Source organism: Sandarakinorhabdus sp. (assembly GCF_041689835.1).
Taxonomy (GTDB): Bacteria; Pseudomonadota; Alphaproteobacteria; order Sphingomonadales; family Sphingomonadaceae; genus Sandarakinorhabdus.
This window is the reverse complement of sequence record NZ_JBDNFM010000164.1, coordinates 1-23,699: the sequence shown is the minus strand read 5'-3', so window position 1 is coordinate 23,699 and position 23,699 is coordinate 1. Positions and strand designations below refer to the sequence as shown.

The following is a 23,699-nucleotide window of genomic DNA, read 5'->3' as shown; positions in this document are numbered from 1 at the left end:
TCGGCAGATCGAGTGTGTCGCCCGCCACCACCAGATCCCACGCCGCCGCGATTTCAGCCTGAACCAGCGCGCGCGCCGCCGCCAGATCGGCGTGCGCCACGGCAAAATCGGCCTGCACGACGCCGCGTTCGGCGAGGCTGCGGCTGCTGCCCTGCGCCTTTTTGGCAACCGCCAGCGCCTGCAAATCATCCAGCGCGCCCAGCGCGTTGCCGCTCGCCACCGCCGCGATGCCCAGCGCCAGCAGGCCGAACGGTGCGAACCGGTACAGCGCGCCGGTTTCGCGCGGCGTATCGGTGATGAACGACACGCTGCGTCCCTGCGGCAAGCGCACATTGCTGGCGGCCAAATCGCCCGATCCGGTGCCGCGCAGGCCCAGCGCATCCCAGGTGTCGATCAGCTCAACCTCGGCCTTGCGCATCACCATCATGCGGTGATCGGGCGCGCCGCTGGGCAGCCGCCGCATCTCAGCTCCATCCATGATCACCGCGCCGCCGAGCAGCCAGCTGCAATTGGCGCTGCCCGACCCCCAAGGCCAGCGGCCGGTAACTACATAATCACCGCCGTCCACCGCCGCGCGGCCCATCGGTGCGAACACGCCTCCGGTGATGACGTGCGGATCGGCCCAGATTTCGCGGGCGTATTCTGCGGGCAACCACGCGGAAATCAGCGCCGTTGTCCCGCCGATCATCACGCACCAACCGGTGGCGGCATCGGCGCGGCCCAACTGCTCCAGCGCGGTGAAAAGCGTGGCAACGTCGGCTTCTGCGCCGTCAAGCGATTTGGGCACCAGCATGCGGAACAGGCCCGCGTGCGCCAGGGCGGCGGCAAGATCGGCGGGCAACCGGCGCTGGCTTTCCGTATCGGCAGCACGGGCGGCGACTGTCTCCAGCAAGGCTTCAGCGATCATCACAGCTTCCAAAGCGATGCGAGGTTGTTCTTCTGCATATCGCTCGATCCGCCAACAATCGGCATGCCGAGCAGGTCCCGCACGTGCCGCTCCATGTCGAACGCGTCCGACAGCGCGTAGGCGCCCATCACCTGCTGACACGCCAGCGCGATTTCCACACCAACATCGGCCACAAACAATTTGGCCATGCTGGTTTCCGCGCTGCACGGCCGGCCTTCCTGCGCCAGCCACGCCGCATGATAGAGCATGTGCCGCGCCGCCTGCAGCTTGGTGCGCGCGCTCACCAATTTGTGGCGCACGGCCTGGTGCTGGCTGATCGCCTTGCCGAACTGCACGCGGCTTTGGGCATAATCCCACGCCTCATCCAGCGCGGCGCGGGCGATGCCGAAGGCGACGGCGGTGATTTCCAATTTCTCGACATCCAGCGCGCGGCCAGCGAGCAGCTTCCAGCCCTGATTCCACATCTCCGGGCCGCCGACAATATTGGCCGCCGGCACGCGCACGCTGTCGAAATACACATCCTGGCTGGCGGTATAGCGCAGGTTGCTGTGGTGGATATCCTGCATCCGCACGCCGGGCGCATCGGTGGGGATCAGCACGAAACTGAGGTTGCGGTAACGGTCTTCGGCGGGGCCGGAACGGACGAGCGTGTAGATGTAATGGCACCAGTCCGCGCCCGTGCACCAGCGTTTGGCGCCGTCGATCACCACCTCGTCGCCATCAAGCCGCGCGCGAGTGGTGACGCTGGCGAGATCGCCGCCAACATCAGGTTCGGACAAGCCATAGGCGAAGAACAATTCGCCCTTTGCCAGCGCGGGCAAGAACCGCGATTTCTGCTCGGCGCTGCCGTTTTCAGACAGGTTCATGCCGCCATAAAACGCCGTGTGGATGTACGGCCCCGCCAGACACGCGCCGGCTGTGCTGAGTTCCTCGATCACCGCGATAGCAGCGACCAGATCCTGCCCCACCCCGCCAAATGCTTCGGGCACGGTCAGCGCCGTCAGGCCCAATTTGTTGAGCTCCGCATACACATCGCGCGGCCAGCGATGATCCCGGTCCCACTGGATGCGGGCTTCGCGCGGCGCGTGCTGGCTCAGGAAGCGGCGGATGGTATCGCGCAATTGCCCGATATGTTCAGGTTCGTCGGTGAAGGTAACGGGGGGCAGCGGGGGTGCCATCGTCAATCGCCCGTCAGAACAGGCGGGCGGCGCTCGCGAAAGGCGCGCACGGCTTCGGCGCGGTCAGCGGCCAGGTTGGACAGCGTCTCATACGGGATCGACGCGTCCATCAACTGCTGCGCCAGCACCCGCAGCGGCTGGTTGGCCACCACCTTGGACCAGCGCACGGCAAATTTGGGATTGCCCATCAGCTTGCCGACCATCTCGGTCACTTTCGCATCAAGCTGGTCCGTCGGCACGGCATAGTTGATCAGGCCCAGCGCTTCGGCGCGCGGTGCCTTTATCAGGTCGCCGGTCATCAGAAATTCCTTGGCGCGGGCATAGCCGATCAGTTGCGGCCAGATCACCGCGCCGCCATCCCCGGCAACCAGCCCGACCTTCACGTGCGGATCGCCGATCACCGCATTTTCGTCGGCGATGATGATATCGCATAGCAGCGCGATGGTGGCGCCCAGCCCGGCCGCCGCGCCGTTCATGCGGCAGATCACCGGCTTTTCGATGTCGAGCAGGCTGGTGACGATGCGTTTGGCATCCCAGCCGATATCGCGAAAGCTGGCCGGGTTGGCGATCTGTTCTTCAAACCAGTCAAAATCGCCGCCGGCGCAAAAGGCGCGGCCGGCACCGGTGAGCACGATGATGTCGCTGCCCTTGTCTTGCTGCAGATCGGTGAACACCCGCGCCAGTTCGTGGTGCATCTGTTCATCGACGCCGTTGACCGGATTGTTGCCGGTGATGGTCGCTGTCAGCACCCGGTCGTGGCCGAACTGCCCGCGCGTGAAGGTGAAACGTTGATAGCCTTCCAATAGCGCCATGGCGCTTTCTCCCCAGCAGTTTGTGCCAACGTGGCGCAGCCGGAGCGCGGGGTCAAACAGCGGTTTTCCGCCAAGCTCGGCATGAGCGGATTTGAGCGGTTGGGCAGGCTGGAATAAACCAGCATGAAGCTGCGGCCACGATCAGTAGTTCCATTGCAGCTGTGCGCGCAGGATGTCACCTTCGGCTTGGCCGCTGCGGCGCTCGTCGGCTTCGCGGCGCTTGGCACGGCCATAGGTGAGGGTTAGTTCCAACGGCGAAGTCGGCTGAAACTCGATGCCCAGTTCTAATTCATCGGTTTCAAGGCGCGGCGCATTGAGCCCGGCCTTGAAGCCGCCGCGATATTGCTGCCAGCGCGCAAACGGCATGAACGGGCCGAGCGGCGAGCGCTTTACCCGTGCCATCACCTGGATGTATCCGCCCTCCAGCGGCCTTTCCTGGATAGAGCGGGTGACATCATCCCACTGCGGGCCGGTGCCCCAGTTCCATTCGGCCTGAAACCCAATCGGCTGCGGATAGAGCATGGCGTGCAGGCCAACGCGGTTATCGGCATAGGACAGTGGGCTGACCCCGCCCGTGCGCAATTCCGGTTGAACCCGATTGCGCATGACAGCCCCGCCCACTTCCAGCACTTGCCCATCAAGGCCCAGACCATCCAGCGCAAATGGCCAGGTCGCCATGGCAACAAACATCAGGTCGTTGTTGGTCTCGGTGCGATTGGTGCCTTGGCCGTTGTACAGCGCCAACCCGAAGGCACCATAATTGCCGAACAATTTCTGACCGTCGATGGCCAGCCTGTTCCAGATCTGCTGCACCTGCGGCGGCGTGTAATACAGCACAACGCCCAGATCCCGCTCGGTCGGCACAGCCGTATTGATGCCGTCGGTCCGATCGAGCGCGAGCCGCGCTGACGAGCTTTGCAAATTTTCCCAGCCAAACGGCACCTTGGATTGGCCAAACCGCAGGCGCAGGCTGTGATCGGCTAGCGGGAACCAGTCGACATAGGCATCGCGCAACTGGCCAAAGCCTTCGCGGCGCTCGTTGGCGGCCTGGCTGGAGATAACTGACGCAAAATCAGGCTGCAAATACAGCGAGACATGGTCGTTAAGGTCGCCTTGCAGGATCAACCGTATCCGACGGAAACTGAAATTGTTTGCATTGGTGATGTTGGCATCGCCGATACTGCGCAGCCGCGACACGCCGGCCGGTGCCGTTGCGCCGCCCGACACGATCTCGTTCACCCGCAGCTGGCTATAGCCGCGCAGGGTGAGCTTTTCATACCAGGCCTTGCCGCGCCGCGGCGGCAGGGTGAGCACGATGGCGGCCGGCTGGGCCGGCGCTCTGGCCAGAACAATCGGAGCAGCGGTGGGGGTAAGCGGTGCAGCGGCAACTGCATGCGGAGGCGCCGTAGCAACCGGGCGGGCGAGGGCCTTCAGTTCCGCAACCATCGCCTTGAGCTCGTCAATCTGACGTTGCAGCTCGGCGACGGTTGGCTCAGCAGCACGTGCCGGCGCGGCGCCCAGGCTGAACAACAGGGCGAGGCAAACTGCGGAAGCAGCGTAAAGGCGGGGGGTCATGGCGGTGGGCCCAATGGGGCCGAGCGGACAGCTCGGCATTGCGGCGCCTATATTGCAGTTCAGCGGCTCTTTTGTTGCACATGAATGACAATTTGGTGACAGTCGCCCCGATCAGCCCAGCGGCAGGTGGCGGCAGCCCCACACCGCCATGCCGGCAGCGATGGCCACGGCATAGGGCAAATCGGCACCCACCCGCACCAGACGCGGCGCACTGTCGCCGGTGATGCCGGCCAACGCCAGACCGCGGCGCAGCAGGATCAGGATCAGCGCCAAGCCGCCGCCAGCGATGGCGATCACCACCACCTGTTCGGCCAGATTGCCCAGCGTTGCCCAGCAGGCGCAGCCGGTCATCACCTTCACATCACCGCCGCCCAACCAACCGCGCGCAAAGGCGAGCAGGCCGAACGCAAAGAAAGCGCCGCCAGCCGCCGCATGGCTGGCCCAGTCAAACCCGGGCGTGCCCAGCCCGAACAGCACTGCGGCAATGATGATAAGCACGGTGATCGTATCGGGAATTTCAAAGGTGCGCAGATCAAAGCCGGCGCTGGCCAGCACCGACAGCGCCATCAGCCACAGGCCGGCATCAGCCAGGCTCATGATGGCGCTCATGGCAGTCTGGGCGCGCCAGCGCTGGGTTCGCGCAGCTTTTGCGCCTTCAGCTCGGCCAGATACTGCAGATTGGCCCAGGCGGCGCGATCGAACTGCGGGTTCAACGCCAGGGCGCGGTTGAAATAGGCTTCGGCCACTGCAAGATCGCCGCGCATCATCGCGGCGTAGCCCACGGTGTTGAGATCGGCGGCGAGGCTGGTCTTGTCGCTGAGCAGGAAGGCGTCTTGATAACGGCCCTGCATGGCGCGGGCCAGAGCGAGATTGGTGCGCGCCGTCTCCAGCCCGGGTTGCAGCTTGAGCGCGGCGGCAAGATCACGTTCCGCCGCTTCGTGATGACCGCGCAGCAATTGCGACCAGCCGCGATTGGCGATGATGCCGGCATCCTGCGGCGCCGCAGCAACTGCCTTGCCATAGGCCACATCCGCAGCCGGCCAGTCACGCGCCTTGTCGGCCAGCACGCCCAGCGCGTTCCAGGCGCGGGCGAGACCGGGATCGGCCGCCGCCGCTTGTTCAAGCAGGATGCGTGCTTCGGCTTCGTTGCCCTGGCGCAGCCGGGTAATGCCCAGCCCCTGCCGCGCGCGCGCCGACAGCGGGCCATCCATCAGGCCAGTGAAGCCCTCGGCGGCTTCGGGCAGGCTGCTGCCGGCCAGCGCCAGTTCGGCACCGCGCAGCAGTACATCGGGCGCGCCGCTGGCCCACATCGGCGCGATCAGAGCACGCGCGGCGTCCAGCCGGCCATCGGCGATGACGTCGTCCAGTATGGCCAGCGCTTCGGGGGATGGCGGCAGCGGGGACGGTAGCGGGGACGGTAGCGGGGGCTGCACGAAGCCGGCGGCCGCCTCGCGTGGGGACTTGGGCGATTTCGGCCGGGCCAGCGCCGGGCCAACCAGCGCCATGGCCAGCGCCACCAGCAGCACTGTGAAGGCAAATCGATGAAACAGATTGACGATCGCGTTCGGGCGCGCCGGGGCCAGCCGACCGCGCCGGGCCGGCGGCGATGTCAGCGGCGCAACCGTTTGAGGCGGCTGACCAATCGGTTCGGCGCCATCAGGCACCCGATGCGCCGATACGGGCGACCAGCGATTCGAGCCGAGCAATGGCAAGGCGTATCGCGTCCTTGTCGTCGATGGCAGTGGGATCGGCCTGCGCCGAAAGCGCGGTCACCAATCGCAGATAAGCGCGGTCTTCGATTTCGGGGGCAAAGCGCGAAGCATCGAAGCCGGCCAGCCAATCGATCGCAATACGCGCCGGCACCAGAAAAGCGCGCGGCGCCAGCGGCGTGGCTGTGGCCAGTTCCGGCAGCACCGCCAGATCGAGGAGGCGCAGCGGGGCCGGGTGGAAGCTGGGCAGCGACAACAAGGCTGCGGGTTCGCTGTGGGCCAGCAACTGGCTGAAATCGGGCGGCACATCGGTGTAACTGATCACCTGCGGCAGCAGCACGGCCGCTGTGGCTGCGTCCGGCGCGGCTTTGGCCAGCGCAAGCGTCGCCATCGGGATGGTGAGCGCAGCGAGATCGCCAAGCTGGGCGGCGACCATGGCCGGGCCAGCCTGCGGGGCAGCCTGCGGGGCAGCCTGCGGGGCGGGGACTTGGTCCTGCGCCAGCGTGATCGGCGCGGCCAGTCGCGGCAGTTCGCCAGGTGCGGGCGGAGCCAGCCGGGCATCAAGCCGGGCTACCGGTACGCCGCCAGCCCGCTGCGCCAACACAGCGCGCGGCGCGGTGGCCGGGTGGTGGATAAGGCCGGGCAGGACCAGCACGGCTTCACCGCTGCTCGCCAGGTCGATGCGCGCAGCGGTTTGTGCGGCTTCGACGCGGGCACTGGCGACCCGAACGAGCGCGGCGGGCGCGAAGCTGGGCGCTGCAACACCGCTTTCCAGCGCAGCCGCCACCAGCAGCAGGGCGCGGCGAGCGGCAGCGGCGGCGCGGCCGTCGGTGCTGCTGCTGGCGCGTTGCAGCCAAGGAATGGAATCGCGATGCAGGCCGGCGCGGTGCAGTGTCCAGCCCAGATTATACGCGATGTCGCCGGCGCCAGGCTCCAGCGCCAGCGCCATTTCGAAATGCTGGCGGGCCAGATCGATGCGGCCCAGCCGATCATAGGCGATAGCGATGCCGTTCAGCGCCGCCAACGATCCGGCGTTCTGGCCAAGCGCGATGCGGAACGCCGAAATTGCCTGGGCGGCGTTGCCGGCAGCCAACAGGCTGCGGCCATCGGCCAGCGCGGCATCGGCATTCTGGCCGCCCGCGACAGCGCTTGTCGGCAGGCCGTCGCTGCGCGGCCTGAAACTGCTTGAATTGAAGCCATCAGCTAGCGCCGGTGACGCGCCGGCAAGGGCGAGAACAAGACCGGCAGCCTGTTTCATCGTGCCTGCCTTTGCTTATCAACCATGGCCATCTGGTTCTTCATGCCGATGGCAGCCGGCAGCATCAGCACCGCGACCATGGTGGGCAGCAGGAAACAGACCAGAGGGATCGACAACAGAACGGGGATGCGGTGGGCCTTTTCCTCGGCGCGCAGCCGGCGCGCTTCGCGCATTTCGGAGGCATAGATGCGCAGCGCCGAGGCCACCGATGCGCCCAATTTGTCGGATTGGATGATCAGGGTGGTGAAAGCGGTGATTTCCGGCACGCCGCTTTTCTTGGCGAGCAGACGCAGCGCCACTTCGCGGCTGCGGCCAGCGCGCAGCTCAAGGCTGACCTGGCCGAACAATTTGGCCAGGAGCGGGTGAGAGCCGACGATTTCCGAACCGACGCGGCTAAAGGCGGCATCTATGCCCAGGCCGGCTTCGAGGCAGACCAGCAGCAGATCGAGCGTGTCGGGGAAGCCGTTGAGAATTTCCTCGGCGCGGTTTTCAGCCCGGGAGCCGACGATGATACCCGGCAAATACAGGCCGGCGACAGCAGAGCCCATGATCATCATGTAGAGTTTGACCGGCGCCGGCCAGTTGCCCCCGGCCGCAATCACGGTCACGACAAAAATTGGCAACGAAAGCGTGCCGATGGCGCGCGCCAGGGTGAAGGCGCGGGGCGCCCATGGCTGGTCAAATCCGGCCCGCTGGAGTTTGTCCGCGATCTTGTTGGAAGCATCGTCTGAAAGGCTGAGGCCGCGCTCTTCGATTTCATGCAGCAGTTGTGCCCAGCGCGACGTGATCAGGTCGTTGCGAATGCTGCCGGGGCCGCCATCGATGGCGGCACCACCGCCCTGTCTGGCCAGGCGCGACTTGATGTTGCCCCGGGCCGTAAGCACCGGCGCTAGCGCCAGCACGACCAGCACCACGGCCGCAAACACCAGGCCGAGCACGATCCAGTTTGCCAGAGCACCGCCGCCCATTGCCATTACACCTTGATCGCGATCAGGCGCCGCATGATCGTGACGCCCAGAACATAGAGGAACAGCACACCCAGAGCGCCCGGCATGAACCACGGATCACCGACGACATCGAGATAGAATTCGGGCTGGCTGGAGAAAACACCAACAAAGGTGATGATCGGCATGGCAGTGAGCAGCGTACCGGTCATCTTGCCTTCCGAGGCCAGGGCGCGGACCTTGAGCACCATGGCGGCGCGGTCGCGGATTACCCTGGTCAGACTATCGAGGATTTCGGCCAGGCTGCCGCCGGTTTCGGTCTGGATGGCCACCGAGACCACGAACATGTTAATATCCTGCGTCTGCGCGCGGCTAGCGAAGCCTTCAAGCGCGTCACGCAAAGGCGAGCCATAGTTTACCTCGGCCAGTACCAGCCCAAGCTCCGAAGCCAGCGGGTCGGGCAATTCGTTGACGACCAGTTCCAGCGCGCCCGACACCGGGTAACCGGCCCGCAGGCCGCGCACCAGGACATCAAGCGCGATCGGGAATTGTGCTTCGATCAGCTTCAACCGTTTGGCGGCGGAATAGTTGATGTAAAGAATGGGCAGCGCGATGCCGATACCGGCGGCAAACAGCACAAGCAGCAAAACGGCGCCGGCCGAGGTGACCTGGCCGCTAATGCCGCCGACCAGCGGGAACAGGAAGCCGATCAGCACGGTGGCGGTTGCCATGTAGCTGAGCATGCGCTGGGCACTGAGGCGGATGCCAGCCTGGCTCATGCGGACATCAAGATATTTGATCATCGACGGCAGCATGGATTTCGATGCATCGGTCGTCTGCCGCCTGAGCGCGGTGATGATCTCTTCCGATGTCGCGCCGCTTTCGATCAGCGCCATGCGCCGCGACATGCGCCTTTTGGGGCCATAAGTGTCGCGCCACCAGATGAAACCGCCTTCCATCAGCAGCACCACAGCCATGAACACGATGCCGTAAAAGACAAATTCGGCGTTGACGAACGACGGCAGTTCCACTTCAGCCCTCCTTGCGCTTGAACGGATCGAACATGGTGGAAGGCAAATCGAAGCCGCGCGCCTTGAGGATTTCCATGAATTTGGGCCGCACGCCCATCGGGCGCATCTCGCCGATCACCTTGCCCTGCTCATCCACACCTTCGCGCACGAATTTGAAGATTTCCTGCATCAGGATAATCTCGCCTTCCATCCCGGTAATTTCGGCGACCGAGGTGACGCGGCGGGTGCCGTCCTGCAGGCGTTCCAGCTGGCACACGACATTGATCGCCGAAGCGATTTGCGCGCGCGCCGATTTCGGGCTCATGTCGATTCCCGACATGCCGATCATCTGTTCCAGGCGCGACAGCGCATCGCGCGGTGTGTTGGCGTGCAGCGTCGTCATCGAGCCATCGTGGCCGGTGTTCATCGCCTGCAGCATGTCGAAGGCTTCGCCTGAACGGATTTCGCCCAGGATCACCCGATCTGGCCGCATGCGCAGCGCATTTTTGACGAGGTCGCGCTGATTGACTTCACCCCGGCCCTCGATGTTGGACGGGCGGGTTTCCAAGCGCACGACATGGCTTTGCTGCAACTGAAGTTCGGCCGAATCCTCGATGGTGACCACGCGTTCATGGCTTCCGATCGAGGCCGACAGCGCATTGAGCATCGTCGTCTTGCCCGAACCGGTGCCGCCCGACACGATGAGGTTGCGGCGGCTGGCCACCACCGCCTTGAGCAAGGTGGCGCAATCGGCGGTCAATGAGCCATATTCAACCAGCTTGTCGATGCTGGTGCGGCTGGGCGGGAACTTGCGGATCGACAGACAGGGCCCGTCGATGGCCAACGGCGGAATGATGGCGTTGATGCGACTGCCGTCGGGCAGGCGCGCATCGACCATCGGCGAGCTTTCATCGACACGGCGGCCAACGTTGGAAACGATCTTGCCGATAATGCGCAGCAGGTGGGCATCGCTGGCAAAGCGGGTGCCGACTTCCTCGATGCGGCCGCGCCGTTCCACAAACACCTTGGTGGCACTGTTCACCATGATGTCGGAAATCGTCGGGTCTTTCAGCAGCGGTTCCAGCGGACCCAGGCCCAGCAGCTCGTCAAGGATATCCTCAACCAGCTGGCGCCGTTCGACGGCGTTCAGGGCCTGGTTGTTTTCCTTCAGCATTTCCTGGACGATGTCGCCGATGTCGCGCTGCATCTGCTCGCGCGTCATGGTTTCCAGGGCGGCCAGGTTGATGCGGTCGATCAACTGCTGGTGCAACATGACCTTCAATTCGGTGTAATCGTCGCGGCGGCGATCCTTGAGGCTGACCACCGGCGCAGCCACTGGTGCCAAAGCGACCGTTACCGTCTCGGCCACTTCTGACGCGGTGCCGGCCTGCGTGACTGTCTTGCGCCGGGTGGGAAAGATCACGCCGTCGCCCCCATGCTGAGCAGTTCATCGGCGAGCTGCGCTGCGACAACGCGCAGATCCTTCTCGACCCGGGATTTCATCTTGATCTGGGCGAGGCTGCGGCCTTCATCCTGCGCCGCTGAAACGGTGGGATGATCGTTGGCCAGGCCATAATGCACGCGGCCGCGCAGCGCCGATTCCGCTTCGCCCAAGCTGTATTTCCCGAACATGCCGGGAACCAGGCGGTTCATCAGCACCCGCACCCGGTCGCCCAGGCATTGGCTTCGCACACATCCAGCTGACGGCGGGCTTGCTGCACGCCCGATACGGTCATCTGGGTAACCAGCATCAAGAGGTCGGCCTTCTGGATGGCCAGCGCGGTCCAGTCCATCCACACGCCAGGCATGTCCAGCAGCACCAGATCGAAATTCTGCGTTGCCACGTCCAAAAGGCGATCAATGAATTCCGGGGTGACGACATCCATCGACGTCATGTCACTTGGCGAGGAAATAACAGATACGCCCGATTGGTGGCGCTCCAGCACCATCTTCAGGAATTCGGCGTCAAGCCGGTCATCGGCCTCGATCAGATCGGCGATGGAAAGCCGCGGCTTGAGATTCATGTAAAGCGCCGCATTGCCGCGCTGCAGATCGAGATCGATCAGCAGCACCTTTTTTTCCGCCGACCAGATCTGCGCCAGTTGGGTGGCGACCATGGTGGTGCCGGCTCCGCCCAGCGCGCCCTGAAAGGCGATGACATTGCCGCTGCGCGCCGGACCGCTGCCGGTGCGCAATTGACCCAGCCGTTCGCGGCCGGTTTCCAGCGCCTGGGCCAGTTCTTCGCGGCTGAACGGGATCGGCAGCACATCGGCAATGCTGGACCGCATCAGGCGGCGAGTGGCGGCGACCGTCAGATCATGAGCCGCTGCCACTACCGGGATGCGGGCGCCCGCGCTGCCGGCGAAATCTTCGAGCGCCGCCAGCTGTTCGGCATTGCCGGGATCGATTTCCAGGATCAACAGATCGGTGCGGCGCAGCATCGGGCCATTCGCCGACAATTTGTCCAATCCGCCATCGAACACGCGGATTTCGGCGCCCATGTCGCCAAGGTGCGCCTGGTCAAGCATGGCGGCCGTTGCCGGCGCCAGCGCCATCGTCACCCGCAGATCGCCCGCTTCGACCGGCGGCGCGGCTGCGGTCTTGTCGCGGCCAGCCAAGGCCGCAAGACGCGCGAGCATGGCCATCAGCGCGGACCGCCCGGTAGGGACGCAGCGGGGGCAGCCCCGCCAGCGGCCGCAGCATTGCCCAAGCTACTCGATCCAGACAGCGGCAACAGCGGCTTGACCCGGCCCGTGCGGTACCGAGTGAGCGCCGCATCAGCCAGCATGCCATCGCCACCTTCGATCTTGAGATTGGCGTAGCTCGGGGTGAGATCAACCGCCATTGCGGCGATATTGTTCTGCACCACAAGGCCAAGACCCTTGTCCTGAGCGTTTGCCGGCCCGGCAAGGCTGACCATCAAGGCCACCAGCAGCAGGGATGTTGCGAGCCTGAACATCAGTTACCTCACGATATGACCATGCTCGGCGGCAACCCCGCCGGGCTTGTTGACGGCGCTGGCCGGGCCGGGCAGCGGCAGCATTGTGCCCGGCTGTACCCGGCGTTCGGATTTGCCAAGTAAAAACAGATCGGCGTCGCTGGGTTCGAGAATACGATCTGTGGGCAGTTGCAGGGCAGTGCCGGCCGGCACCGGACGCACGATGCGCGGCGTCACCAGGATCACCAGTTCGGTTTCCTGCCGTTCAAAGTTTGTCGAACGGAAAAGCGCTCCAAGGATCGGAATTCTGCCGAGCAGCGGCACGCGGTTCACCGTGTCGCGGAAATCGCTCTGGATCAGGCCGGCGAGGGCAAAGGTCTGGCCGTCACGCAGTTCCAGCGTTGTGCGGGCGCGCCGCACCTTCAGGCCGGGAATGCGCAAGCTCCCGACGTCGATGCCGGCAGTCGGATCGAGGCTGGACACTTCGGGCGCCACCAGCAGGTTGATCAACCCATCTTCAAGCAAGGTGGGGGTGAAGGACAGGCCCACCCCGAACTGTTTGAATTCGATGGCGATCTGGCCATTCTGGGCCACCCCGACCGGTACCGGGAATTCACCGCCGGCCAGGAAATTCGCCGTTTCGCCCGAGAGCGCGATGATATTGGGCTGCGCCAGCGTGCGGATCAGGCCCTGACGCTCCAGCGCCTGCATGCGGAAACTGAAGCCGGGGGTGCTGAACGTGCCGGAAAACGCCCCGCCGATGCCAACGCCGGGCGAGCCCACCGCGCCGTTGGTGCGCGCCAGCGTGTTGTCGCCCTGAAGGCCAAAGGCCAGGCTGTCGATGCCCAGCGCCTTGACGGTGCCGCGCTGCATTTCGGCAAAGCGCACTTCCAGCAGGATCTGCTGGGCCGAGCCGACGCCGATCATGTTGATCACCTTGTCGGGCGCATAAGCCTGGGCAATGGTGACGGCGCGCTGCACGGCGGCGGCGCTGCTGGCCGTGCCCGACAGGATCAGCCGGTCGTTGGCCACCTGCACGCCCAGATTTTCGGTGGGCATTATTTCGGCGAGCTTTTGCTTGAGGCCCATGGCGTCGGGCGTCACCGTCACATCGACCACGGCGATCACACCGCCGCGTTTATCATACAGCGTAAGATTTGTGGTGCCGATCTCGCGGCCCAGCAGATAGACCACGCTGTCGGTGACCGGGCTGACATCGGCAATCTTGGCGTTGCCGATGGCGATGCGGGCAAAGGGCCGCGGCACCCGCAATGTCTGCGACTTGTTCACTGGCAGCGTGAGCGAAAGGCCGGTGGCTGCTTCGACAGTGTTTTCAGCTGCCATGGTCAGGGCCGGAACGGTCAGCGCCGCAGCGGCCAGGCCAATCATGAGGAGGGGACGAAGCATCATTTGCCGATCACCGATTCAAAGCTGGTTTTCGTGCCCCCGTCGGAGCCGCGCATCACCACAACACCCGGCCCCACCGGCGCTTGCCCACCGCTATTGCCGCCACCTTGCGGCGGACCAGCTGGGGCGGAACCACCCGAGTTGGGCTTGCGCACCAGACGGGTGATGGTGCCGTCGTTGAGATCCATCACTTGTGCCGTCTGCAGCCGCACGCGGCTTTCATCGGTGAAGTGGCGCAGGGCCAGATTGACCTGGCCAACCGTGACCGCCAGCGTGATTTTCTGGGCTTGCAGCGGCGTCACCTCGATGGTGGCCGATTTCACGATCTCGGGCTTGTCCTTGCCCACGTTCATGTCCAACCCTACGGCCAGCACGCGCACGCCCTGCGCCAGCATTTCGGCGTAGGGCAGCGCTTCTTCGGGCTGGCGGGTCATGAACACGTCCACCCGGTCGCCCGGGAAGATCAGCCCGGCAACGCCGGAAACTTCGTTCACCGGCACCGAAATGGCGCGCATCTGCGGGTTCAGCAGCGGGGCCGTAGACAACCGGTTGGCACCGGTCGAAAGCGATTTTTCGGTGAGAATTTCGTTGGCAACGATCGGGCGCATGGCGGTGCGGCCGGCGCCCGTCGTCAGGTCTTCAAGGCGCTGGAAGCTGCCTTGCGGCAAGGTGCCAGCGGACCAATCGACCACCTTCACCTTGTCGGGGGTGATCTTCTCGCCAAAATTGATGTCGGCTGCAGCAATCACGGTTGGTACAGTGCGAACCGCGGCTGACGACGCAGCGGAGCCAGCGTCGCCGCCGCCCAGGAACGTGCGGGCAAACAGCACCGCAACCAGGCCCAGCGCCACGGCAGCAATCAGCATGATGATGGAGGAGCGGCGCATCAGCGGGCCACCCTGTCGGCACCGTCAAGCCTGGCACTGCGCAATGCGCTGGCCGGCGACCCTGACGTGTGCAGCTTGGTGTGCAAGGTTCGTCCCTTTTGCAACTGTCACCAGCAAAGCCATTGCGGTTTGCTGGATCATCCCGTTACGGCCAGACTCCGGTCAAGCTTGGCAGTTACGCCCGAACGCCACTCTGCACGCGCGGGCAGCCCTTCCCCGGAACCTGCCCAAAATGACAACCATGGTCGTCACGAACCAACCTGTTGTTGCCTTGCCAGATCGCTGCACACCGGGTGTGCGGCCTGGGAGTGTTGCAACGTCTCGCCCGAACAACTTAAAGCGGCGAAACATCGTGCCGGCCCGATTCCCGGTCGTTGGCCGCCGGCCAGGGCAACAGCCCCGACCGGCGGCCGCCACCAAATTAGGCGGGGGGGTTGAGAGCGACAGCATCGTCCAACTCGGTAGCCGAGCTGGTCAGGGCGGCCTGCAGCGATTTACCAAAGAGGGTTGCGCCCACAACCACGAAACCGCCGAGCACGGCGACGATCAGAGCGTATTCAGCAGCAGAAGCGCCGGACTTGTTGCCCTTGAGGCTGTTCAGGATCTTCATCATCGCATTGTTCCCACTATTTAGGCCAAAGCCAATTTTGCAAGGTCCCGCACGTATCCAGACGAGCGCACGGGAAGGACCATCGTTGGTGCCGATCGAATGAAACCCACTGCTTCCTTCGGCCGATATCCTGCAATCTAGATAAACCTCCGTAACGATTTGAACAATATCGAAATTGGTTTACAAAATTTGTCTGTATTTCGCGGAATTTCATTATCGTTGACATTTTTTAGTGATTATTTAAATCATATTATTTCCTATTAATTAAGGTTGGCACAACAAGCACTTCAGCGGCTCGATTGTCCAGACAAAACAATGGCTTAGGAAATTGCCTAAATCGTAAACTTTCATGCTTATCAAAGGCTTAACGGCGCTTGTTCGCGGCTTGAAATAGGTCATGCAAGCGCGATTTTTCCCGCAAAAGAGCAATTTCAGGCCCGGAAACAGCTGTTGCGAAAATGACACGTGCTTGCCGGCCTGTTCGGACCCTGGGTGAATACACCTCCAATTCGGGGAAAAAAACGAATCGAAACCGGCTGATTCGAATCGGACCCGGAGCCCGCGGCAGCCCTTCAGCGCGATTCGGTGCCTGCCGGCGGCCGCCGCGCCAAGGCCAGCAGCGCCGCGCACAACAGCAGCACCAGCACGATCCCCAGCGCCGGACGCGGCGCCGCGGCGCCAGCAGCAATCCGATCGCCAGCAATGCGGCCAGGCCGATCTGCCCGGCCAGCGCCAGCCGCGCATCGCCGGTGAGCACGAACAGCGCAGCATAAAGCGAGGTCATGCGGTGATACTGGTAGAGCCCGCGCGACAGGTAACGGCCAAGCTCGCCCATGACGTGGACGAAATCCAGCCACACGCCGGTGCCCAGCAGCAGCGTGGCAAGCGCCAAGGCCAGCGCCGCCACCAACCCGCCAACCGCAATGATCCGCCACCGGCCGCGCAGCAGCAGGTAAAGCCCGATGCCGGCCAGGAACTGCGGCTTTACTGTCAACAGGCCCAGCGGCACGCCCGCCAGCGTGCGGCCGGCAAGGGTGAGACTGGCCCACCACGCCACCAGCGCACCGATGAAAAATGCATTCTGCCCGGCCACAGCATGCGATCGGGACTGCCGGTAAGCGCGCGCGTGTGCGCCCAGAACTGCACAGGATCATAGGCGGTGGCCAGATCGCCAGCCAAAGCCAGCTGCCCGGCGATGTGGAAGACCTGAAAATCCAGCAATTGCGGCGGCCCAGCCGAGGCCAGCCACGGCACGGCCAGTTGCAGCGCGATCAACAGGATCTGGCCGGCAAAGGCCAGGGCCAGCGTGAACAGCACCAGCGGCCCCAGCAACGGGGCCGGCATTTGCGCCGCGGGCGCTAGCGAAAAGGGCCTCGATCCGGTCATCGTCCTGTCTCCGTTGCACGCCGCCACCGCCAGCGGCCAGTGCGAATACTGCCAATCCGGCCGATCCCAATCATGCCGCTGCCGGGCGCGCAAAACCGCCAGCAAACCAAGCGGTGCAGCCCCCGCCACTGCCAACGCCAGCAAACCCGCGCCCTGCTGCAGCGCCTGCGGCCAGCCCGAAAGGCTCAGCAGCCCGGCCAGCACCACGGCGGCGAGCGGGAACATGGTGAAGATCATCCACAGCCGCATCCGCACCACGCTGTGCCAATCGCGCCACGCCGCCGCCGCGTCACTGTTGAGCCAATCGGCGATCCCGGGCAGCGGCCCATCGACCAAGCCCAATATGCTGCGCGTTTGCGCCGGCGCGGCCGAAACCATCGCGGTGACGTGGCGCCACCAACGCGGCCCCGGCGGCTGGCTCAAGGCGCTGTAGCCGACATGCAGATCGGTGTGCGGTAGCGCGATGCGGGCGACGAATTCGCCTTCCTCGCGCCGCTGCAGCAGTGCGGCGATGGCGGGCGGGATGCGGCCGCGCGGCAGGTCTTCCCAGCCGAACCGGGCAATCGCCGCCACCACCAGCGAGTCGCTCGCCGGCAGGCTGTTCGCGATCAGGCCGGCCAGCCAGTTTTCGATGTTGGCGCGGGTTGCCACGCCGTCCATCGCGGGCGCCGCCATCAGCGCATCGAAAGCCGCACGCTGGCCGCCGGGGCCAGCCTGAATGGCGGCGATCAACGCTTCCTGCCGCGCCAGCAGATCACCGCGCTCGGCGGCGAACTGCGAGTCCTCGGCGAGTACAGATTCGAGAACCGGCGATGCGAGCGCCGCCTCCAGTTCGGCCAGCGCTGGCGCGCCGCCATCGTCTGCCTCGTCATCCCGCCCTTGCTGGCGCCATTGCAGCTGGTTCAGCGCCGCATCGTGCGCCGCGCGCAAGGCCATGAAGCCTTCAGGATCGTCTTCGGGGTTGGTGATCTTGAGCAGCCGGGCATAGGCGCGGCGAATGTCGGCGCGGTCCGCACTGGGCTTCAGGCCCAATAGCGCCCAAGGATTCACAGCCAGCCGGGTCCTTCGAGCTGGTCGAGCGCGCTGCTGAGTTCCTCGCGGGCTTGATCGGCCGTGCGCACATCCTGGGTGGCGAGCGCGGCCTGGAAACCGCGGATCAACCGGCCGATCTCGTCGCGTTCATACCCCAGCGCATTTTCCCACAGCCGTTCGGCGCGGGCCAGTACGGTGCGATTGGCCTCGGCATCGCGCGGGTGCTGTTTCAAGGCGGCCAAGGCAGCGCGGCGGCGGTCCTGCTCCTGCGCGCTGATCTGGTCTTCGGGATCGGCGATCACCAGCGTGTGCGCGTCGCCGCTGCCCATCACTTTCACATCCACTTCAAGCAGGCCATTGATGTCGTAGGAAAAGCGCACTTCAATCGGCTGGCCCGCCGGCCCGCGCGGCATCGGCACCTTCAATTCGCCGATGCGCACATTTTCCGTCACCCGCCGCGCTTCACCCTGATAGACGCCCAGCAATATCTCGCGCTGATTGGCCTGCATCGTTTCATAGATGCTGACCCGGCTGACCGGCACCGTGGTGTTGCGTTCGATGATGGGCGAAAAAATGCCGGCCTCAACAGCGCCGCCGGGCAGGCGTTCGGCAATATCCACCCCCAGCGAATAGGGGCAAACATCAGTAAGCACGACTTCGCGCAGCGCCGCATCGCGCGCCTTCAAGCCCGCCTGCACGGCCGCGCCCAGTGCGACAGCTTCATCGGGATTGATAGTGGAATTTGGAAATCGCGCGAACATGCGCGCCACAGTGCGGCGCACCACCGGCATCCGGGTTGAACCGCCGATCAAGATGATTTCGGCAAGACTGCCCGGCGCGATATCCGCATCGCGCAGCGCGCGCAGCACCGGCGTGCGCAGGCGTTCGAGCAGCGGCTGCGCAGCGGTTTCATATTGCTCGGCGCTCACCGCGTGCCGCCACATCTCGCCCTGCCATTGCAATTCCATCACCGCTTCGCTGGCGCTGGTCAGCGTGCGGCGGGTGCGTTCGGCAGCTTCGTTCAGCTTGGCGGCAAGCTGGCGATCATCGCGTGCCTTGGCGGCCAGCGGTTTGTGCGCCGCCGCCATCAGCCCGGCCAGCACGGCGTTGAAATCCTCGCCGCCCAGCCGGTTATCGCCGGTGGAAGCGCGCACTTCGATGACGCCTTCAAAGATTTCCAGCACCGACACATCAAAGGTGCCGCCGCCCAGATCGAACACCAGAAACCGGGTTTAGCCATCAAGCTGGTGGATGCCGTAGGCCAGCGCCGCTGCCGTGGGTTCGTTGATCAGCCGTTCCACCTTGAAACCGGCGAGTTCGCCGGCGCGGCGGGTGGCCTTGCGCTGCTTGTCGTTGAAATAGGCCGGCACGGTGATCACCGCTTCGGCGACGGCTTCGCCCAGATGCGCCTGCGCATCTTCCTTCAGGCTGCGCAGCACCATCGCCGAAAGTTCTTCGGCGCCGTAATCCTGTTTGCCCAGCGCGATGCGGTGCTGGGTGCCCATGTAGCGTTTGAACGCCGTGGCGGTGAGCGCAGCGTGGCTGGCTGCGCGTTCGCGCGCCGGGCGGCCAACAAGCAGCCTGCCGTCATCATCCAGCCCCACCGCTGATGGGGTGAGGCTTTCGCCCAGCCGGTTGGGGATCAGCCGCGCCGCGCCGTCGGCCCAATAAGCGGCAGCGCTGTTGGTAGTGCCAAGATCGATGCCGATGATCATTGCAGCGTGATAGCGGGCACCGTGGCCGCTGCCAATTTCCGCTTCATTGCGCCAGCGTTTTCACTGCGGCGGCAGCGGCAGAGGCGCGGTTCTCGATGCCCATTTTCTCGAAAATCTGTTCAAGGTGTTTGTTGACGGTGCGCGGGCTGATGCCAAGGATTTCGGAAATCTCGCGGTTGGCCTTGCCGCGGCTGATCCACAGCAACACTTCAGCTTCACGTTCGGTCAGGCCGTGGCGCTGCCCGAGCAATTTTTCGTCGGCCCCTTCCAGCGTTTCGGTAAGGCGGTAGTGGCGTTCCTCGCCCCTGGTGGCCACTGCGGCGAATTCGACGCGGCCGCCGGCAAAATCCTGCTTCACGCGGGCTTCGCCGTGCGCCAACCGCTGTAACTGGCCGGCCAGCGCAGGCGGCAGCCGATCACCCACGGCGGCGCCAAAACGGGCCAGCAGGATGCCGGCGCTCTTGGGCGTCGTCCACAGCACGCGCCCCTCGCTGTCCAGCGCCACCAGCGGCCGGTTGCTGGCATCGAGCGCGCCCTGCGCTCCGGCAGCGATGCGGGCATTGCCAAGGTGAACGCGCAGCCGCGCCAGCAATTCGGCCAACACGATCGGCTTTTTCACATAATCCACCCCGCCAGCCGCCAGGCCATCGACGATGTTTTCGGTTTCCGACAGACCGGTCATGAAAATCACCGGCACAGACGCCAGCGCCGGATCGGCCTTGATGCGGCGGGTGGTTTCGAAACCGTCGATGCCCGGCATCACCGCATCCATCAGCACCAGATCGGGCAATTCGGCAGCCAGGCTTTCCAGCGCGGCCTGGCCATCGCGGGCAATACGCACGCCGTAACCTTCGCCTTCCAGCGTATCGGTGAGGAAGCGCAGCGAATCGGGCGCGTCATCGACCACCAATATGATGGTGCGCGGTTTGTCGTTCATGGCGTGATATCTCCAATGGCCGGTTCGGCCGGTTCCGGCTGCTGCGCCAACAACGCCTGGAAAGCGGCAAGATCAAATTCATCGAGCGCAGCGGCCAGCCGGGCGACCAGCGGGCCGGCATCGGGCACCGCAGCGGCCAGTGCCGACAGCGCACCCGACAGGCCGCGCACATGGCCGGTGCGCGCCAGCCGCGCCAGCTCGGCCAGATGCGCGCGGGCGGTTTCGGGCAGGGCGGGGGGCAGGGCGGCGGTGGAAGGCGCAGCGACGCCTTCATAGGTCCAGATCAGGCCCAATTGGCGGCCCAGCGTGCCAAACAGCGCCTGCTGATCCACCGGTTTGAGTACAAAGCCATCGTGCACGCCGGTGATGGCGACGCCCACCAGCTCGTCGGCATTGCCCGACGCCATCAGGATGGCGATCTCGCGGCCGAAGCGGTCACGCAGCCGCTGCGCCACCTCCCAGCCGCCAAGGCCGGGCATCGACACATCGAGCAGCACCAGATCGGGCCGGCCAAGTTCGGCCAACGACAGGCCGGCACCGCCCGATCCGGCTACGAACAGATTGAAGCCAATGGGGCGCAGCAGTTCCTGCCACAACGCCAATTGCCCGGGATCGTCATCAATGGCCAAAATGGTTCGGCGGCGGCCTTCATAGCCGATGGGCAGGCCGCGTGCCGGCACATCGGGCGGGGCAGCATTGGGCGGGGGCAGCAGCAACTTCAGCGTAAACCGGCTGCCGCCCCCGGGTTGGCTTTTCACCGCGATCTCGCCGCCCATGACCTGCGCCAGCATGCGCGACAACGCCAGGCCCAGGCCAATGCCCGGCGCCACGCCCGACGCCCGCCCGCTGCCGCGATCAAACGGCAGGAAAATCCGTTCTTCATCTTCGGGCGCGACGCCGATGCCGGTATCGGCCACCTCGAATTCAGCCACCATCGAACGATAACGCACCGACAAGGTGACATGGCCGGTTTGCGTGTATTTTATGGCGTTGGACAACAGGTTGATCAGCACCTGACGCAAGCGGCGTTCATCGGCCAGCACCCAGATTGGCAGGTTGGCCGGGCTGGAAAAGTTGAAATCGAGGCCCTTGTTCTGCGCCTCGACCCGAAACATGGCGGCCACCTGTTCGAGCAGTGCGCGCAGCGCCACGGTTTCGCGGTTGAGCTTCATCACGCCCGCTTCGATGCGGCTGATATCGAGCAGGCCTTCGACAAGATCGGCCAGATGTTCGGATGAGCGGCGGATGATGCGCCCGGCTTCGGTTGGCGCGATGGCGGCGCCGCGCTCGAGCAGCTGGGCATAGCCGTGGATGGCATTCAACGGGGTGCGGATTTCGTGGGACAATCCCATCAGAAACCGCGTCTTGGCCTGGTTGGCGGCTTCGGCCACCGCGCGCGCCTGCTCCAACGCGGCGATGCGGGCAGCGGGATCGGCATCGGCCGCGCGCGGGCCGGGCGCACTCATCGCGCGGGCTTCCTGGTGGTTGGCAACCGCTTCACCGACAAACTCGCGTCCCCCCTTTTGATCGTTCGCGTGCGCGGCAATCAGCCTAAACTCTCGCGCCGCAGTTGCAAATCATGCTGCGGGTGGCAAGAGCAGCGCGTTACTCATTTGCAACAGGGGGCAAACATGCGGCTCATAGCGATCATGCTGGTGGCGGGCGGGCTGACGGTGCAAGCGATGGCCGCGCCGACTGCCGTTGTTACCGTGGGCGTGGCGCAAGCCAACACCGCCGCCGCGCTCACCCGCATCAAGACAATGAACCCGCGTTTGAACGCCGTGATCGCCGTTGATCCAACCGCGATGGATCAGGCCCGCGCGCTCGATCGCCAGAAGACGCCGCGCGGACTGCTGCATGGCCTGCCGATCCTGGTAAAGGACAATGTCGACATGGCCGGCCCGCTGCCAACCACCGCCGGCAGCCTGGCGCTGAAGGATAATGTGACGGGCCGCGATGCGCCGTTCCTGGCCCGGCTGCGGGCCGCTGGCGCTGTGCTTCTGGGCAAGACCAATCTTTCGGAATGGGCCAATATTCGCGCCGGTGCCTCGATCTCGGGGTGGAGCGCAGTGGGCGGCCAGACGCGCAACCCGCACGCGCTGTCGCGCAACACCTGCGGTTCATCGTCGGGCAGCGGTTCGGCGGTGGCGGCACAGCTGGTCGATGCCGCGATTGGCACCGAAACCGATGGCAGCGTCACCTGCCCGGCCGCGATCAACGGCATTGTCGGGCACAAGCCCACCGTGGGCCTGGTCAGCCGCACCCATGTCGTGCCGATCAGCCACAGCCAGGATACCGCCGGGCCGATGACGCGCGACGTGATGACGGCGGCGCGCCTGCTTACGGTGATGGCCGGCAGCGATCCCGCCGACGCCGCCACCAAAGAGGCGGATGCGCGCAAGGTGGATTATGCCGCTGCCCTCAAGCCCGATGCGCTCAAGGGTGCCCGCATCGGCGTGCTGCGCTGGGCCACCGGCTGGCACACCGGGGTGGACACGCGCTTCGAAGCCGCGCTGGCGGTGCTCAAGGCTCAGGGCGCCGTGCTGGTGGACATCACCACCGCACCCAACCGCCGCGAAATCGGCGCAAACGAACTCATCGTGCTGCTCACCGAGCTCAAGGCCGATCTGAACGCCTATCTTGCCACCACGCCCGCCACGGTGAAAAGCCGCACGCTGGCCGACGTGATCGCCTTCAACAAGGCCAATGCCGGCGCTGAAATGGGGCTGTTCGGGCAAGACACGTTCGAAAAGGCGCAAGATACCAAGGGCCTCACCGATCCGGCGTACATCAAGGCACGTGAAACCTCGCTGCGCCTTGCCGGCAAGGAAGGCATCGACAAGATGCTCGCCGATGCCAAGGTCGAGGCGCTTGTCGCCCCCACCGCCGCCCCGGCGTGGTTCATCGATCCGGTCAACGCCGATCAATCGCCCGGCGGCGGCGCTGGCGCGCTGGCTGCGGTGGCCGGCTATCCGCACCTCACCGTGCCGATGGGCGGCGTGCGCGGGCTGCCGGTGGGGCTGAGCTTCATCGGCCCGGCCTGGAGCGACGCGCGCCTGCTGGCGCTGGGCTTTGCCTTCGAGCAAGCCGCCCCGGCGATGAAGCTGATCCCGACCTTCGTGCAAACGGTGGAGGAAGGCCCCGAGGTGCAAAAGCTGTTCGCTCCGGCGGCGCGCTGATGCGCCAAGCTGGCGCGGGTAGGCAAGCAGCGTGCCGCTCAGAACGGTTCAAGCGCGCCGCCCTCGACAAGGCTTGGCATCGGGCGGCATGTTGGCGATGTGGAATACAGCGCGCCAGACCCGAGGCGCACGCTGCGGCTTGAGGCGGAGGTATCCAATGAAAAGTGGTGCACCCGACTGGATTCGAACCAGTGGCCTCTGCCTTCGGAGGGCAG

At 65.0% G+C, this 23,699-nt stretch carries 21 protein-coding genes and 1 pseudogene; 1 reads left to right on the top strand and 21 read right to left on the bottom strand.

Annotated elements, in window-relative coordinates:
• From ACESL8_RS09085 to ACESL8_RS08985, 21 genes and pseudogenes are all read right to left on the bottom strand, one after another.
• A partial coding sequence (locus ACESL8_RS09085; protein WP_372918026.1) for an acyl-CoA dehydrogenase family protein occupies positions 1–907 on the bottom strand: 907 nt, incomplete at its 3' end.
• Positions 907–2,085 (bottom strand): acyl-CoA dehydrogenase family protein, encoded by a 1,179-nt coding sequence (locus tag ACESL8_RS09080; protein WP_372918024.1) that lies wholly within the window; start codon positions 2,083–2,085, stop codon positions 907–909. The genes ACESL8_RS09085 and ACESL8_RS09080, both read right to left, overlap by 1 nt.
• 2 nt (positions 2,086–2,087) lie before the next feature.
• Positions 2,088–2,897 (bottom strand): enoyl-CoA hydratase/isomerase family protein, encoded by an 810-nt coding sequence (locus ACESL8_RS09075; RefSeq protein WP_372918022.1) that lies wholly within the window; start codon positions 2,895–2,897, stop codon positions 2,088–2,090.
• A gap of 141 nt (positions 2,898–3,038) precedes the next feature.
• Complete coding sequence (locus tag ACESL8_RS09070) at positions 3,039–4,472, bottom strand: porin (RefSeq protein ID WP_372918020.1); 1,434 nt, start codon at positions 4,470–4,472, stop codon at positions 3,039–3,041.
• Positions 4,473–4,583: 111 nt separating this feature from the next.
• Positions 4,584–5,069: a prepilin peptidase gene (locus ACESL8_RS09065; protein WP_372918018.1), complete on the bottom strand. Its 486-nt coding sequence runs from the start codon at positions 5,067–5,069 to the stop codon at positions 4,584–4,586.
• Positions 5,070–5,077: 8 nt separating this feature from the next.
• A complete protein-coding gene (locus ACESL8_RS09060; protein ID WP_372918016.1) occupies positions 5,078–6,136 on the bottom strand; it encodes a tetratricopeptide repeat protein in 1,059 nt (352 codons plus the stop codon).
• Positions 6,129–7,439 (bottom strand): tetratricopeptide repeat protein, encoded by a 1,311-nt coding sequence (locus tag ACESL8_RS09055; RefSeq protein WP_372918014.1) that lies wholly within the window; start codon positions 7,437–7,439, stop codon positions 6,129–6,131. Before ACESL8_RS09055 ends, ACESL8_RS09060 begins: the two co-directional genes overlap by 8 nt.
• Positions 7,436–8,407, bottom strand: coding sequence for a type II secretion system F family protein (locus ACESL8_RS09050; RefSeq protein ID WP_372918012.1), 972 nt, complete (start codon positions 8,405–8,407; stop codon positions 7,436–7,438). Before ACESL8_RS09050 ends, ACESL8_RS09055 begins: the two co-directional genes overlap by 4 nt.
• Before the next feature lie 5 nt (positions 8,408–8,412).
• Positions 8,413–9,414, bottom strand: coding sequence for a type II secretion system F family protein (locus ACESL8_RS09045; protein WP_372918010.1), 1,002 nt, complete (start codon positions 9,412–9,414; stop codon positions 8,413–8,415).
• A gap of 1 nt (position 9,415) precedes the next feature.
• Positions 9,416–10,816 (bottom strand): CpaF family protein, encoded by a 1,401-nt coding sequence (locus ACESL8_RS09040; RefSeq protein WP_372918008.1) that lies wholly within the window; start codon positions 10,814–10,816, stop codon positions 9,416–9,418.
• Positions 10,813–11,046: a hypothetical protein gene (locus tag ACESL8_RS09035; protein ID WP_372918006.1), complete on the bottom strand. Its 234-nt coding sequence runs from the start codon at positions 11,044–11,046 to the stop codon at positions 10,813–10,815. The genes ACESL8_RS09040 and ACESL8_RS09035 overlap by 4 nt, the downstream gene beginning before the upstream one ends.
• A complete protein-coding gene (locus tag ACESL8_RS09030; protein WP_372918004.1) occupies positions 11,046–12,038 on the bottom strand; it encodes a CpaE family protein in 993 nt (330 codons plus the stop codon). The genes ACESL8_RS09035 and ACESL8_RS09030 overlap by 1 nt, the downstream gene beginning before the upstream one ends.
• Positions 12,038–12,352: a hypothetical protein gene (locus ACESL8_RS09025; RefSeq protein WP_372918002.1), complete on the bottom strand. Its 315-nt coding sequence runs from the start codon at positions 12,350–12,352 to the stop codon at positions 12,038–12,040. The genes ACESL8_RS09030 and ACESL8_RS09025 overlap by 1 nt, the downstream gene beginning before the upstream one ends.
• A 3-nt stretch (positions 12,353–12,355) precedes the next feature.
• Entirely contained in the window at positions 12,356–13,741 is a 1,386-nt protein-coding gene (locus ACESL8_RS09020) for a type II and III secretion system protein family protein (RefSeq protein ID WP_372918000.1), read from the bottom strand.
• On the bottom strand, positions 13,738–14,625 hold the full coding sequence (cpaB, locus tag ACESL8_RS09015) for a Flp pilus assembly protein CpaB (RefSeq protein WP_372917998.1): 888 nt from the start codon (positions 14,623–14,625) through the stop codon (positions 13,738–13,740). The genes ACESL8_RS09020 and cpaB overlap by 4 nt, the downstream gene beginning before the upstream one ends.
• Before the next feature lie 421 nt (positions 14,626–15,046).
• On the bottom strand, positions 15,047–15,238 hold the full coding sequence (locus ACESL8_RS09010) for a Flp family type IVb pilin (RefSeq protein WP_372917996.1): 192 nt from the start codon (positions 15,236–15,238) through the stop codon (positions 15,047–15,049).
• A 361-nt stretch (positions 15,239–15,599) separates the two neighbouring features.
• Positions 15,600–16,328, bottom strand: a complete 729-nt coding sequence (locus ACESL8_RS09005) for a glycosyltransferase 87 family protein (protein ID WP_372917994.1) — start codon at positions 16,326–16,328, stop codon at positions 15,600–15,602.
• Complete coding sequence (locus ACESL8_RS09000) at positions 16,226–17,671, bottom strand: hypothetical protein (RefSeq protein ID WP_372917992.1); 1,446 nt, start codon at positions 17,669–17,671, stop codon at positions 16,226–16,228. The genes ACESL8_RS09005 and ACESL8_RS09000 overlap by 103 nt, the downstream gene beginning before the upstream one ends.
• Positions 17,668–19,368: pseudogene (locus tag ACESL8_RS08995) on the bottom strand (Hsp70 family protein). Before ACESL8_RS08995 ends, ACESL8_RS09000 begins: the two are co-directional and overlap by 4 nt.
• A 43-nt stretch (positions 19,369–19,411) precedes the next feature.
• Positions 19,412–20,305: a response regulator gene (locus ACESL8_RS08990; RefSeq protein ID WP_372917990.1), complete on the bottom strand. Its 894-nt coding sequence runs from the start codon at positions 20,303–20,305 to the stop codon at positions 19,412–19,414.
• Positions 20,302–21,771 carry an ATP-binding protein gene (locus ACESL8_RS08985; protein WP_372917988.1) on the bottom strand — a complete coding sequence of 490 codons (1,470 nt, stop codon included), beginning with the start codon at positions 21,769–21,771 and terminating at the stop codon, positions 20,302–20,304. Before ACESL8_RS08985 ends, ACESL8_RS08990 begins: the two co-directional genes overlap by 4 nt.
• Positions 21,772–21,936: 165 nt before the next feature.
• Between ACESL8_RS08985 and ACESL8_RS08980 the strand changes: the two genes are divergently transcribed.
• Positions 21,937–23,484 carry an amidase gene (locus tag ACESL8_RS08980; protein ID WP_372917986.1) on the top strand — a complete coding sequence of 516 codons (1,548 nt, stop codon included), beginning with the start codon at positions 21,937–21,939 and terminating at the stop codon, positions 23,482–23,484.
• The last annotated feature ends 215 nt before the right edge of the window (positions 23,485–23,699 follow it).

Bases quoted from the DNA above. Each gene is read 5' to 3' on its own strand.
- ACESL8_RS09030 (WP_372918004.1), bottom strand. From the start codon at position 12,038: ATGGCCATGCTCGCGCGTCTTGCGGCCTTGGCTGGCCGCGACAAGACC.
- ACESL8_RS09050 (WP_372918012.1), bottom strand. From the start codon at position 8,407: ATGGGCGGCGGTGCTCTGGCAAACTGGATCGTGCTCGGCCTGGTGTTT.
- ACESL8_RS09055 (WP_372918014.1), bottom strand. From the start codon at position 7,439: ATGAAACAGGCTGCCGGTCTTGTTCTCGCCCTTGCCGGCGCGTCACCG.
- ACESL8_RS09020 (WP_372918000.1), bottom strand. From the start codon at position 13,741: ATGATGCTTCGTCCCCTCCTCATGATTGGCCTGGCCGCTGCGGCGCTG.
- ACESL8_RS09070 (WP_372918020.1), bottom strand. From the start codon at position 4,472: ATGACCCCCCGCCTTTACGCTGCTTCCGCAGTTTGCCTCGCCCTGTTG.
- ACESL8_RS09025 (WP_372918002.1), bottom strand. From the start codon at position 12,352: ATGTTCAGGCTCGCAACATCCCTGCTGCTGGTGGCCTTGATGGTCAGC.
- ACESL8_RS09065 (WP_372918018.1), bottom strand. From the start codon at position 5,069: ATGAGCCTGGCTGATGCCGGCCTGTGGCTGATGGCGCTGTCGGTGCTG.
- ACESL8_RS08980 (WP_372917986.1), top strand. From the start codon at position 21,937: ATGCGGCTCATAGCGATCATGCTGGTGGCGGGCGGGCTGACGGTGCAA.
- ACESL8_RS09010 (WP_372917996.1), bottom strand. From the start codon at position 15,238: ATGATGAAGATCCTGAACAGCCTCAAGGGCAACAAGTCCGGCGCTTCT.
- ACESL8_RS09035 (WP_372918006.1), bottom strand. From the start codon at position 11,046: ATGAACCGCCTGGTTCCCGGCATGTTCGGGAAATACAGCTTGGGCGAA.
- ACESL8_RS08990 (WP_372917990.1), bottom strand. From the start codon at position 20,305: ATGAACGACAAACCGCGCACCATCATATTGGTGGTCGATGACGCGCCC.
- ACESL8_RS09075 (WP_372918022.1), bottom strand. From the start codon at position 2,897: ATGGCGCTATTGGAAGGCTATCAACGTTTCACCTTCACGCGCGGGCAG.
- cpaB (WP_372917998.1), bottom strand. From the start codon at position 14,625: ATGCGCCGCTCCTCCATCATCATGCTGATTGCTGCCGTGGCGCTGGGC.
- ACESL8_RS08985 (WP_372917988.1), bottom strand. From the start codon at position 21,771: ATGAGTGCGCCCGGCCCGCGCGCGGCCGATGCCGATCCCGCTGCCCGC.
- ACESL8_RS09080 (WP_372918024.1), bottom strand. From the start codon at position 2,085: ATGGCACCCCCGCTGCCCCCCGTTACCTTCACCGACGAACCTGAACAT.